The organism is Devosia chinhatensis, assembly GCF_000969445.1.
Taxonomy (GTDB): domain Bacteria; phylum Pseudomonadota; class Alphaproteobacteria; order Rhizobiales; family Devosiaceae; genus Devosia; species Devosia chinhatensis.
In genome coordinates this window covers 1,275,182-1,287,714 of record NZ_JZEY01000054.1, presented here as the reverse complement: position 1 = coordinate 1,287,714, position 12,533 = coordinate 1,275,182, and the positions used below count along the sequence as shown (strand labels likewise).

Here is a 12,533-nt window from a genome sequence, read left to right as displayed (position 1 = left end):
GACACTTCATCATGGTGGCGGCGGCAAACATCTCGGTGAGGCCCCGCCCCCACGCTTACAAGTGCGCGCAAAGCGTCCTATATTGGAGAGCCCGCTGATCCGTTTCCGGTATCACCTTGCCTTCCGACACCACTTTCCGCGCCACTATCCATCCCAGTACCGCCTCGATCCCGGCCGAGGTCTGGAACGGGCTCGTGCCATCGAGCGCGGGCCAACCGGATAATCCGTTTCTCGATCATGCCTTCTTCTGGGCGCTGGAAGAAGCCGGATGCGCCACCGGCAAGACCGGCTGGCAGGCGCAGCATATCCTGCTCAGCGACGAACGCGACCGGCCCGTCGGGCTGATGCCGCTGTTCCTCAAGTCGCATTCCATGGGCGAATATGTGTTCGACCATGGTTGGGCCAATGCCCTGGAGCGAGCGGGCGGGCATTATTATCCCAAGCTACAGGGCTCTGTGCCCTTTACGCCTGCGACGGCGCCGAAGCTGCTCGTGCCGGACGGATCACTCGAGGCACAGGCGGCGCTATTGCAGACGGCCCAGGAGCTGGCAGGCCGTCTCGACGCGTCGTCCGTCCACATGACCTTCGTGCCCGAAAGCGAAGCACAGCTGGCAGAATCGGTGAATTGGCTGCGGCGGGTGGATACCCAGTTCCACTGGCGTAACCAGGGCTATTCCAGCTTCGAGGATTTTCTCGAGACGCTCTCCTCGCGCAAGCGCAAGACCATCCGCCGCGAGCGGCGCGATGCGCTGGCCGACGGGATCAGCGTCAAATGGCTCAGCGGAGCGGAGATCGAGGAGCAGCACTGGGATGCATTCTTCGATTTTTACGAGGATACCGGCGCGCGCAAGTGGGGTAGGCCCTATCTCAACCGCACCTTCTTTTCGCTGCTCGGGCAATACATGGCGGACCGCGTGGTGCTGATGCTCGCCTATGACGGTCACACCCCGATTGCCGGCGCCATCAATTTCCGCGGCAGGGACCGGCTCTACGGGCGCAATTGGGGCGCCATCCGCGACGTGCCGTTCCTGCATTTCGAGGTGTGCTATTACCAGGCCATCGACTATGCCATTGCCCACAAGCTTGAAGTGGTCGAAGCCGGCGCACAGGGCGAGCACAAGCTGGCACGGGGCTATGAACCGGTGCTGACCCATTCGGTGCACTGGATCGCCCATCCCGGGCTGCGCCGGGCGGTGGCGGATTATCTGGAGGAAGAGCGGCCGGCCATCGAACAGCAGCAGGATATGCTGGAAAGCTTCACGCCGTTCCGCAAAGGCGAGCGACAGCCGCGCTGACGGTCTTTCGCCTCGCGGCAAGCTCCGCTAGGGTTTGCGCAAAACCAGAAGGCGGCTGCCCATGAGCTACGATTCCACCAATGTGTTTGCCAAAATCCTCAAGGGCGACCTGCCCTGCCACAAGGTCTACGAGGATGAGACGGCGCTGGTGATGATGGACATCTTTCCGCAATCGCGCGGCCATGTTCTGGTTATTCCCAAGGCGGCGTCGCGTAACCTTCTCGATGCCGATCCGGCGACGCTGAGTGCGCTGATGCCGCTGGTGCAGCGCGTGGCCAAGGCGGTGCAGGCCGCAACAAGCGCCGATGGCATCCGCCTTGCCCAGTTTAACGAGGCACCAGCGGGACAGACAGTGTTCCACCTGCATCTCCACGTCATTCCGGCCTATGAGGGTCAATCGCTGGGCGCGCATGGCGGCGGCAAGGCCGATGATGCGGAACTGGCCGGGCTTGCCAAAGACATCGCCGCCAGACTCTAGGATATGCGATGACGCCGCTTCGTCATTTGACCCTGGGGATGATCCTGACCGGGGCTGCGGGTTTTCTCGACGCGATCGGCTTTATCGAGCTGGGCGGCTATTTCGTGTCGTTCATGAGCGGCAATACCACCCAGGGCGGCACGGCGCTGATCGAGGGCGCCTGGCCGGTGGCGGCCATGTCGCTGGCGCTGGTCGTGCTGTTCTTCATGGGCGGGCTCATCGCCAATTTGCTGGCCCTGGCCCATCTCCGATGGGGGCAGACACTGGTGAGCCTTGCCGTGCTCGCAGGCGTGGCGGCGACACTGAGCCTGACGCTGGCCGGGCTTCCGGCAAGCCAGACCATGCTGGTGCTGGCCGCGACGGCCGGGGCACAAAATGGCGTGCTGGCCGCGCATGGGAATGTGCGGCTGGGCGCCACCTTCGTGACCGGCACGCTCTATACCGCCGCACAGGACCTGGCCTTTGCCCTGCGCGGCAAGGCGCCACGATGGCGCTGGCTGCATCACCTGATGATTTGGCTGGGCCTTCTGGCGGGAGCCATATTGGGCGCCCTGGCCTATCGCGACCTGGGCATTGCGGCGCTCGGCGCGCCGCTCTTGGTCTATGCGGCCTTCACCATCGGGCACCTTGTCGACGGCATGCGGCAGGGCCCAGTCGGAGCCGGAACCCGGAGCAAGTGCCCCACAAGCAAGTCGGCGTCCTCGCGCTGATGCACGCCCAGATTGTCGACGATGGTGGAACTGGCAGCGTTGAGGCCGGTCAATGTGACCTCCGTGCCGGCGTTGCGGAACTTGATGACGGCCTTGTCGACGCTGGCCACGCTGGAAATATCCCAGATATGGGCGTGCGTAAGATCGATGACCACGCGTTCCACCCGCTCGGCGAAATCGAACGCCGCCAGGAAGCGCTCGGTCGAGGCGAAGAACAACTGTCCCTGCACTTGATAAGTGCGCGTCGTGCCATCAGCGCTCAGTTCACTCCGCACCGCAAAGATCTGCGCGATCTTCCAGGCAAAGAAGACGCCGGACAGCAGGACGCCCACGAGAACGCCGATCGCCAGATTGTGGGTATAGACCACGAAAGCGACGGTGGAGAGCATGACGAGCGAGGACGAGCGCGGATGGCTGCGCAGATTTGCCAGCGAGCGCCAATCGAAGGTGCCGATGGACACCATGATCATGATGGCCACAAGCGCTGGCATGGGGATGTTGCGCAGGAGATCGCCCAGCGCGACGAGCAGTACGAGCAGATAGGCACCGGCAAGGAAGGTCGAGAGCCGCCCGCGTCCGCCGGAGCGGACATTGATGCCCGACTGACCGATCATGGCGCAGCCCGCCATGCCGCCGAAAAAGCCCGACGCGATATTGGCGAGGCCCTGCCCTATGCTCTCCTGGCGCTTGTCGCTGCCGGTATCGGTAAAGTCATCGATGATCTGGGCGGTCATCAGCGATTCCAAAAGCCCCACGGCGGCCACTGCGAGCGAATAGGGCAAAATGATCAGCAAGGTATCCAGCGTCAGTGGCACATTGGGGAGGAGGAGCATGGGCAAGGCATTGGGCAATTCGCCGATGTCCCCCACGAGACGTACATCGAGGCCGCCGAAGAAGACCACAAGGCCCACGACGATGATGGCCACGAGCGGCGACGGCACGAGCGTGGTGAGGCGCGGGAAGAGGTAGATAATGGCCAGCGAGAGCGCCACCAGCGGATAGGTCAGCACTGGCACGCCGATCAACTCGGGCAGTTGCGCCATGAAGATCAGGATGGCCAGCGCGTTGACGAAGCCGGTCATTACCGATTTCGACACGAATTGCATGACCTGATGCAGCTTCAAATAGCCCGCTGCGATCTGCAGCAGACCGGCGAGTATGGTCGCGGCGAGCAGGTAATTGAGACCGTGCTCGCGGACCAGGGAGCCGAAGAGGACGGCGGTGGCGGCGGTCGCGGCCGAAATCATGGCGGGCCGCCCGCCGAAGATGGCGATGACTATGGCGATCACCACCGATGCGTAAAGGCCAACTCTGGGATCGACCCCGGCAATGATGGAAAAGGCGATGGCCTCGGGCACAAGCGCCAGAGCGACGACGAGGCCGGAGAGCAGGTCTCCCCGCACATTCCGCACCCATTCGGCGCGGTAATCAGCAATGTTGAACATGAACAAGACCTTGGGCGCAGGGGCCGTGCCGCATCTGCGCAATCTTGTGACCGGGGGATAGGCGCCCGGAGAAGCCACCCGGGGAAATACCATCCCCGAGTCCGACGAACGCGCCCTTACTGCACGTTCGGGCCGCCTGTGGCAAGCGCCGGAATGGCGCCTGCCGCGCTGCCGGTCGCCCCTAGATGTTCACGCCACCGGCAATCTCGCGCAGTTCCAGCACCACATCGGGCATGGAATTGTCGATATGAAGCTGCAGGAATTCGCCGGCGATCCGCGCCGCCGCGTCCATGTCCGGCGCTTCCAGCACGGCATAGCCGCCAATGACCTCCTTGGCCTCGGCAAATGGGCCATCGGTCACAACGACCGCTCCACTCCCGCCCTGCAGCCGCCGGCCGCTACTGGCCGGATGCAAGCCGCCCGTCGAGACCAGCGCACCCGAAGCCAGGCTCTTCTCCATCCACGGCCCCATCGCCTCCATGAGACCCGCCGGCACATCCTCGGGCTTCAGATCAGCCGGCGGAAGAATGGACATGAAATAACGCATCGAAAATCTCCGTTGGGCCCGCTCCACGGGCGCTATGGGAATACGACGAGTGAGATGGGCGAGATTCGACGATCGGAGAGCGTTTGAGTTCGGATAGGGGGTGGTAAGCTGAATGGCGGCTTTTGGAGGAAAGGCGCCGAAAGCTGACATCCTCTATCTCAATCTCTATTTTGGAAGTCGTCTTGAGCAAGCGGCCTTGGACTCTGCCCATCGATGTCCAAGATGCCATATTCCCGCGCTAATGCCGCCACCACGTGAGGTCGGCCCGACTTTTTCAGCAGGCTTCCATCTCGCCAGAGGCCGGCAATCACACGGCCAACAAACCGTGGCGATTCCGAGTTGGACAAATCCATGAATTCTGCCGCCCGCAGCACCGCTTCGGTGCGCACCAGCCCCGGATAGAGTGCAACAGCCGACACGCCGTATGGCATCAGATCATGCGCGCAATCAGCGGCAAGCTTGTTTGCCCCGGCCTTGGCGACGCCATAAATTGCGTTCCCTTCGAAAAGTTCAGCCGCCCAGAACGAGATATTGACGATAAGGCCTTTTCTTTTGGCGATCATAGCAGGAGCAACTGCCCGAGACGTCACGAAGGCCGAACGCAGCCCAACGTCAATCATAGCGTTCCACCGCCACATCGGCTGTTCCCAAAACGGCTTTGGCCAGGTGAAGGTTGTGCCCTCGACCATATGTTCGTAGCCCGGCCATGCATTATTGACCAAGAGGTCTATACCACCGTGTACCTCTTCAATTTTGGCGACTACTTCGACCGTCTGCTTGTCGTCGGCGTGATCGCACCGATGTATTATGAGCCGACCCGGTAGGCTCGATGCCTCCTCGGCAAGGCTCTCAAGCGACCCAGAACCTTGTGGGTGCGTAAGCGCATCTGCCTCTGTGAGCGTGCGGGCCGTCACGTGCACAATGGCTCCTTCCTCGAGCAGGGCCAAGGCGATGCCCCGCCCGACGCCGCGGCTTCCGCCAGTAACGAGCGCAATAGCCTGCATGTCGCCTCCCAAACCGATGCGAACATAAAAGGAACGGCTGCAAAATGCAAAGGCCAATAGGTCAACTTCTACATGTACGAAGACGGCTTTCGGTAAGCCAGCGCGTGAGCTTCAACGTCTGAAATGGGGTCGAGAACCGACACTGTGGTTGGCATAAGCCCAAGTCGACAAGCGGGCGTCCCTTTTGGGTCGGAACGAGGGCATTGTACTTGGTACTTTTGGTGCAGCGGCTCGAGCGGGTCGCCTTTCTCGCGGCATGGCATCATGGCTGGGACGAGGCGGATCGTGTGAGCCTCCAGAACAAAAAGGCCGGGATTGCTCCCGGCCTTCTTGGTTTTCCATCGACAAAGCTCAGTTCTTGTCGGCTGTCGCTTTGGGCTTTTTCGGCTTGGGCAGGGCCTTGGGCTTGGCGGGGCGCGGGGGCGTCGCCACCAGTTCCAGCTTGGCCTCGCTGCCCTCGCCGACGACGGCCACGGTGACATTGCCGCCATTGACCAGTTCGCCGAACAGGACCTGGTCGGCCAGCGGCTTCTTGACGTGCTCCTGGATCACGCGGCCCAGCGGGCGCGCGCCCATGCGTTCGTCGTAGCCGTGTTCGGCCAGCCAATCGGCCGCTTCCGGCGTGAGGTTGATCGTGACGCCGCGCTCGGCCAGCTGGCCTTCGAGCTGCAGCACGAACTTCTCGACGACGCGGCGCACCACTTCGCGCGGCAGCGGACCGAAGGAGATGATGGCATCCAGCCGGTTGCGGAATTCCGGGCTGAAGGTGCGGTTGATCGCCTCTTCGTCGTCGCCCTTTTCGCGCTTGCGGCCAAAGCCGATCGGCGCACGGGCGAGCTCGGATGCGCCCACATTGGACGTCATGATCAGGATGACATTGCGGAAATCGACCGCCTTGCCGTTGTGATCGGTCAGCTTGCCGTGGTCCATCACCTGCAACAGGATGTTGTAGAGATCGGGATGGGCCTTTTCGATTTCGTCCAGAAGCACCACGCAGTGCGGATGCTGGTCGACGCCATCTGTGAGCAGACCACCCTGGTCGAAGCCGACATAGCCCGGAGGCGCACCGATCAGGCGGCTGATCGTGTGGCGCTCCATATATTCGGACATGTCGAAGCGCAGCAGCTCGACGCCAAGCGTGTCCGCAAGCTGTTTTGCCACCTCGGTCTTGCCGACACCGGTCGGGCCGGTGAACAGGTACGAACCGATCGGCTTTTCGGGCTCACGCAGGCCGGCACGGGCGAGCTTGATGGCCGAGGAAAGAGCCGTGATCGCATCGTCCTGGCCGAACACCACGGTACGCAGGCTCTTTTCGAGCCCGGACAGCAGCTCGGCGTCGGACTTGGACACCGATTTGGGCGGGATGCGCGCGATCGAAGCGATGGTGGCCTCGATGTCCTCGACGTCGATCAGCTTCTTGCGCTGATCTTCCGGCACAAGCATCTGGCTGGCGCCGGTCTCGTCGATGACGTCGATGGCCTTGTCCGGCAGCTTGCGGTCGGTGATGTAGCGCGCGCTGAGCTCGACCGCCGCCTTGAGGGCATCATCGGTATATTTGAGCTTGTGGAAGTCTTCGAAATAGGGCCGCAGACCCTTCACGATCTCCACCGCATCGGGGACGGACGGCTCGTTGACGTCGATCTTCTGGAAGCGACGGACCAAAGCCCGGTCTTTTTCGAAGAACTGGCGATATTCCTTGTAAGTGGTCGAACCGATGCAGCGGATCGCTCCCGAAGCCAAGGCGGGCTTGAGAAGGTTGGAGGCATCGAGCGCGCCGCCGGACGTAGCCCCCGCGCCGATCATGGTGTGAATCTCGTCGATGAACAGCACGGCGTCGGGCTGCTTTTCGAGCTCCTTCATCACCTGCTTGAGCCGTTCCTCGAAGTCACCGCGATAGCGGGTTCCGGCCAGAAGTGAGCCCATGTCGAGCGAATAGATCACCGCATCCTTGAGCACTTCGGGCACGTCACCTTCGACGATCTTGCGCGCAAGGCCTTCCGCAATGGCGGTCTTGCCGACGCCGGCGTCACCCACATAAAGCGGATTGTTCTTGGAGCGGCGGCACAGCACCTGAATGGTGCGGCGCAATTCGCTGTCGCGGCCGATCAGCGGATCGACCTTGCCGGCCTTGGCCTTGTCGTTGAGGTTGACGCAGAAGTCAGCCAGCGCAGAGCTCTTCTTGCCATCCGCACCACCTTCGGAACCACCCTCCCCGTCCTCGGCGCCGCGCACCTTGCGCTCCTCGCTGGGACCGGACTTGGTGATGCCATGGGAAATGAAGTTGACCGCGTCGAGCCGGCTCATGTCCTGCTGTTCGAGGAAATAGGCGGCGTGGCTTTCCCGCTCTGCAAAGATGGCCACGAGCACATTGGCGCCCGTGACTTCCTCGCGTCCGGAGGACTGTACGTGAATGACGGCGCGCTGGATGACGCGCTGGAACGCGGCGGTGGGACGCGCATCCTGGCCATTCTGGACGATAAGGCTGTCCAGCTCTTCATTGATGAAATCTTCGAGGTCGCTCTTGAGGGCGTCGATATCCACGTCGCAGCCGGTGAGCACGGCGATCGTCTCGCGGTCGTCGGTCAGCGCCAGCAGGAGGTGCTCGAGCGTGGCGAACTCATGGTTGCGCTCACGGGCCAGGTTCATCGCCTGGTGCAGGGCCTTTTCGAGTCCGCGCGAAAATGAGGGCATATGATGTTCCTACTGTTTTTCCATCACGCATTGCAGCGGATGCTGGTTCTTGCGTGCCGTATCCATGACGCGGGTCACCTTGGTTTCAGCGACCTCGTAAGGATATACGCCGCACTCACCCACCCCCTTCTGGTGCACGTGCAGCATGATCTGCATGGCGTCTTCTCGTGACTTGTTGAAGACGTCCTGCAGGACCAGAACGACGAATTCCATCGGCGTGTAGTCGTCGTTGAGCAGCAGAACCCGGTAGAGGTTCGGCCGCTTGGTTTTGGGACGCGTCTTGGTCACCGTCCCGGTTTCGAAATTGGCATCGTCGCCGCCCTTGCGGCCGCCGTCGTCGTCCTTCGGCCCGGCCACGTGAACAAAGGGCAAGGGCTGGGTCAGCGTCGGAACGAGCGGAGCGGTCAGATCGGGAGTCTTGGTCATGGCATGGGCCGCCTGGGAGAAAACGAAGCAGCAAGGCTGGACCCATTATGTAGGCAAAATCGGGCCGGTGTTAAGGGCCATCCCATCCCGAAAGTGTGAGCGCGCAAAATGACCCTCGGCTGACGGGATTTTGACCGCATGCCGGGCGCCAGAAAGGTCAGCTGTCACATGATTGCCCCTTTGCGCCACAAATCGATGGCATTTTACGGAATGGTAACGGCGGCGCGATAGATTTTCAGAAGATGATCTTCCGGGTTCGAGGGCGCCCTGGCGGATTGCCGCGTCAAACACGTTGCGTACGGGCAGGATGCCCGAGTTAGTAATTGGAGTACCGGGTGACTTCTTTCCTGGCAAAGACCCCCTTGCGCGCTATTTTTCTACGCGCAGCAGCCGCTTTCCTGGTCGTGGTCGGCATCAGCCTTTCGGCTGCGGCGCCGGCTCATTCGATCGAAAACCTGCGCAAATATGCCGGTATCGTCGTCGACGCCAAATCCGGCAAAATCCTCTACGAGGATCAGGCGGATTCCCGTCGTTACCCGGCCTCCGTCGCCAAGGTGATGACGCTTTACGTTCTGTTCCAGGAATTGCAGGCGGGCAATCTCAGCCTTTCCACCAAGATGACGGTGTCGCGCCATGCCGCCGCAGCAGTGCCGACAAAGCTGGGCCTGCGCGCCGGGTCGACCATTTCGGTCGAGGACGCGATCAAGGCGCTGGTGACACTGTCAGCCAATGACATGGCCCGGGTGATTGCCGAACACATTTCGGGCACCGAGAGCAAGTTCGCCGAGCGCATGACCGCCACGGCCCGTGCCATGGGTATGCGCAACACCACCTATCGCAACGCCTCGGGCCTGCCCGATGGTGGCCAGGTGACCACAGTTCGCGACCAGGCGATCCTTGGCATCGCGATCTACCAGCACTTTTCCCAGTATTACGGCTACTTCCAGACAACCGCGTTCAAGTATGGTGGCAAGACCTATGGCAACCACAATCGGGTGCTGGGCTATATGGGCGCCGTGGACGGCATCAAGACCGGCTACATCAATGCGGCCGGCTCGAACCTGCTGACCGCTGCCCGCAAGGATAACCGCCACATCGTGATCGTGGCTTTCGGCTTCAACTCGGCCGCGTCGCGCGACGAGAAGGTGCGCCAGCTGGTTTCCACCTATTTGACCAAGGGCCGCCAGGGCGACTACCTGCAGACCGCCATGGTTCCAGTGCCGGGCCGCCAGGGCAATACCCAGTTCGCCCTCGCCCAGCCGCGCAAGCCGACCTTCGCCATGCCCACGCCGATGCCAGACTTCCGCCTGGCCCAGCTCGTGGCAGCCAATGGCGCGCAGCCACAAGTGGCCGTCGCTGCCGCCGCGGCAGCGCCTGTCCTGCCAACGCCGGTGCCGACCGATCTCGGCCTTGCTCCGGCCGTGCAGGCTGCCAATGTGCTGGCTGCGCCCACGCAGGCACAACCCACCTACCCCAACCAGGACGTCATCGGCGCCTGGCTGAGCGAGACCTACAATCTGGGCGCCCCGCCTTCCGCACTCGGCTCGACCGCGCCCTCCGCGCCGCTCTTGCCGCCCGGCGAGGTCAATGCCAATGCCGGCGACCAGCCGGTGGACCTGATGCATTCCGGCTCTGTGACGCAGACGGCCGAGGCCGTTCCGGCAGGTGCATGGATCGTGCAGATCGGTGCCGGCCCGTCCGAGGACAGCGCCCGCGCCATGCTCTCCGACGCCGCGGGCAAGGTGGGTTCGCTGGGTGACTTCCGCTCCTATGTCGAGCGGTTCGAAAAGAACGGCCAGACTTTCTTCCGTGCCCGGTTCGTGGGCTTCGGCGACCGCAACGCAGCGACGGCCATGTGTGACCGCCTCAAGGACCAGGACCTGGCCTGCCTGGCGATGCAGGGCTGATACGACTTCCCGGTACGGCATGGAAAATGCCGGCCGGACATAGGGACGCCACCTGCGTATTGGGCGGCGTTTCCGGGGATGCAGCGATTTGGTGCTTGTGTATGGAGTAGCCCAATGAGTGAGCGTAGTGCTCTTGTCGAACTGGCCAATTTTATCGGCCGTTCACCCCTCTCCTCTGCCGATATGAAGGTGCGCAACCGTGCACTGTCGGGCATGAGCGAGAGGATGCTGCCGCGACAGCGCCGAAGCGTCGGGGATCTGCTGGGCGTGGTGATGACGCTTTCGGCGCGCACGCGGCGCATGTCGCAGGATCCGGTGCGGGTCGAGGTCGATGTGTTCGCTCCGGGCGGGAAGCGCGCCATCAAGCTGATGTTCGGCGCCTGAAACCGAACCGAATGAACCAACCTCCGGAGCGTTGCCATGGCCGCGCTCCGGAGGTTTTTCTATGCGCAGGCGTCCACGCCCGGCCTAGACGAGCGCCACGATCCTCTTGCGCTTCCAGACAAAGTGGTACCAGGCGGCCTGCATCACCATCATGCCGGTGAAGCTGGCCGCATAGGCAATCCAGATGCCGGCAAGTCCGAGACTGGTCTGGCTGAGCCAGATGGCCAGCGGGATCTCGATCAGCAAAATACCGGCCAGGGCCAGCAGCATCGGCGCATAGACCATGCCGCTGGCGCGCATCATGCCCGAGAACACCACGCCCCAGCCGAAGGGGAGGATGGCCCAGAGCACGATGTGCAGCAGGTATTCGGTGAGGTCCACCACTTCGGGATCGGTGATGAACAGCCCAACCAGATGCTGGCTGAACAGATAGGCCAGAACGATGAGACTGCCTGTGATCAGCAGGTTCATCAACAAGGCTGTGCGCGTGATTTCCCCCAACTGCTCCTGACGCCGGGCGCCGATGGCCTGGGCGCCGAAGATCGAGGTGGCGATGCCGATCGACATGGCAGGAAACTGCACGTAGTTGAGCACCTGGTTGAGCGCGCCATAGGCGGCGGTGGCGTTGGAGCCGAAACGATTGACCAGCCCGACCACCACGATGCCGGCGACGGACGCTACGACCATCTGCAGGCCCGCAGGAATACCGAGCTTGAGGATCAGCCCAAGCAGACGGAAATCGGGCACCAGGGAGCGCACCATCGCCCGGTCGGGTGCCAAGGGCATCTTGCGCGCCCGCATGTAGACAAACAGGAAGAGCAGCACCACCACGAAGCCGGCGATAAAGGCCCAGGCGGCCGAATTGACGCCAAGCTGGGGCAGACCCCACCAGCCCTGGATCAGCGCAGGCGTGAGAATGACGCCGACGATCATCGACAAGATCAGCGAAAAGAGCGGCGTGATGGTGTCTCCGACACCGCGCAGGATCGAGGTGATGACGAGGAAGATGAAAAATCCCGGCATGCCGATGAACATGATGCGCCCGTATTCGATCGCCATCTGCCGGATATTGTCCGGGGCGCCGAGCAGGCCCATGATGTCCTCGATCCAGATGCCGCCGACGAGCGCGACAACCATGCCCAGCGCGAAGGCAGCGGTCATCGTCGTACCGCCCACCGCCTTGACGCGATCGATATTGCGCGCGCCCCAGGCCTGGCCGATGAGGATGGTGGAACCGGCAGACAGGCCGATGATGAAGCTGATCAGGAAGAACAGGATCGGGAAGAAGGTGGCGAGCGCCGCCAGGGCCTCCACCCCGATCATCTGGCCGATGAAAATCGAATTGAAGGTGCCCGACAAGGCCTGAAGAATATTCGAGGCCATAAGGGGGATGAGGAAGATGCTGAACCGCTGCCAAAGCGGGCGGGTCGAAAGGGGATTCATAAGGCGCTCCAGAGCAAGCGTTAGACGCGGGCGTCATGGCGAAAAGTCCCCAAGGGCGGCGGGCTGGTCTTAAAGCAGCGGCCGGAGGGACCTTTTCACACCCCTGGAACGAGATGCTGGCTGGACGGGCGCGGGAGGCTTGGCAATGACATGGCGCTTGTCTATCCCCCGGTTAACGAAGCGTCAATCTGCCCGATTCCGCG

The 12,533-nt window shown here is 62.4% G+C and carries 10 protein-coding genes, 1 pseudogene and 1 other annotated feature; of the genes and pseudogenes, 5 read left to right on the top strand and 6 right to left on the bottom strand.

The window, feature by feature from the left end:
• Positions 1-116 precede the first annotated feature (116 nt).
• From VE26_RS06200 to VE26_RS06190, 3 genes are all read left to right on the top strand, one after another.
• On the top strand, positions 117-1,295 hold the full coding sequence (locus VE26_RS06200) for a GNAT family N-acetyltransferase (RefSeq protein ID WP_152658735.1): 1,179 nt from the start codon (positions 117-119) through the stop codon (positions 1,293-1,295).
• A 61-nt stretch (positions 1,296-1,356) separates the two neighbouring features.
• Positions 1,357-1,773, top strand: a complete 417-nt coding sequence (locus tag VE26_RS06195; protein ID WP_046104191.1) for an HIT family protein — start codon at positions 1,357-1,359, stop codon at positions 1,771-1,773.
• Positions 1,774-1,781: 8 nt separating this feature from the next.
• Positions 1,782-2,483, top strand: coding sequence for a YoaK family protein (locus VE26_RS06190; protein WP_046104190.1), 702 nt, complete (start codon positions 1,782-1,784; stop codon positions 2,481-2,483).
• On the opposite strand, the pseudogene VE26_RS06185 reads toward VE26_RS06190, so the two are convergent.
• The 5 genes and pseudogenes from VE26_RS06185 to clpS form a co-directional block, all read right to left on the bottom strand.
• A pseudogene (locus tag VE26_RS06185) lies at positions 2,450-3,928 on the bottom strand (SulP family inorganic anion transporter); the annotation flags it as partial. The gene VE26_RS06190 and the pseudogene VE26_RS06185 sit on opposite strands and share 34 nt — an antisense overlap.
• Positions 3,929-3,972: 44 nt before the next feature.
• Positions 3,973-4,034, bottom strand: a sequence feature (sul1 is cis-regulatory element that is thought to sense ions involved in sulfur or methionine metabolism; They are found in Alphaproteobacteria).
• A gap of 75 nt (positions 4,035-4,109) precedes the next feature.
• Complete coding sequence (locus VE26_RS06180; RefSeq protein ID WP_052715715.1) at positions 4,110-4,475, bottom strand: YciI family protein; 366 nt, start codon at positions 4,473-4,475, stop codon at positions 4,110-4,112.
• Between the two features lie 158 nt (positions 4,476-4,633).
• On the bottom strand, positions 4,634-5,479 hold the full coding sequence (locus VE26_RS06175; RefSeq protein WP_152658734.1) for an SDR family NAD(P)-dependent oxidoreductase: 846 nt from the start codon (positions 5,477-5,479) through the stop codon (positions 4,634-4,636).
• A 351-nt stretch (positions 5,480-5,830) separates the two neighbouring features.
• Positions 5,831-8,170 carry an ATP-dependent Clp protease ATP-binding subunit ClpA gene (gene clpA / locus VE26_RS06170; RefSeq protein WP_046104189.1) on the bottom strand — a complete coding sequence of 780 codons (2,340 nt, stop codon included), beginning with the start codon at positions 8,168-8,170 and terminating at the stop codon, positions 5,831-5,833.
• 9 nt (positions 8,171-8,179) lie between these two features.
• Positions 8,180-8,596, bottom strand: coding sequence for an ATP-dependent Clp protease adapter ClpS (gene clpS / locus VE26_RS06165; protein WP_084620038.1), 417 nt, complete (start codon positions 8,594-8,596; stop codon positions 8,180-8,182).
• 335 nt (positions 8,597-8,931) lie between these two features.
• Between clpS and VE26_RS06160 the strand changes: the two genes are divergently transcribed.
• Positions 8,932-10,503, top strand: a complete 1,572-nt coding sequence (locus VE26_RS06160; RefSeq protein WP_160297811.1) for a serine hydrolase — start codon at positions 8,932-8,934, stop codon at positions 10,501-10,503.
• 114 nt (positions 10,504-10,617) lie between these two features.
• A complete protein-coding gene (locus VE26_RS06155; RefSeq protein ID WP_046104188.1) occupies positions 10,618-10,887 on the top strand; it encodes a hypothetical protein in 270 nt (89 codons plus the stop codon).
• An 84-nt stretch (positions 10,888-10,971) separates the two neighbouring features.
• Here VE26_RS06155 and VE26_RS06150 read toward each other — a convergent pair whose 3' ends face one another.
• Entirely contained in the window at positions 10,972-12,330 is a 1,359-nt protein-coding gene (locus VE26_RS06150; RefSeq protein WP_046104187.1) for an MATE family efflux transporter, read from the bottom strand.
• Positions 12,331-12,533 lie beyond the last annotated feature (203 nt).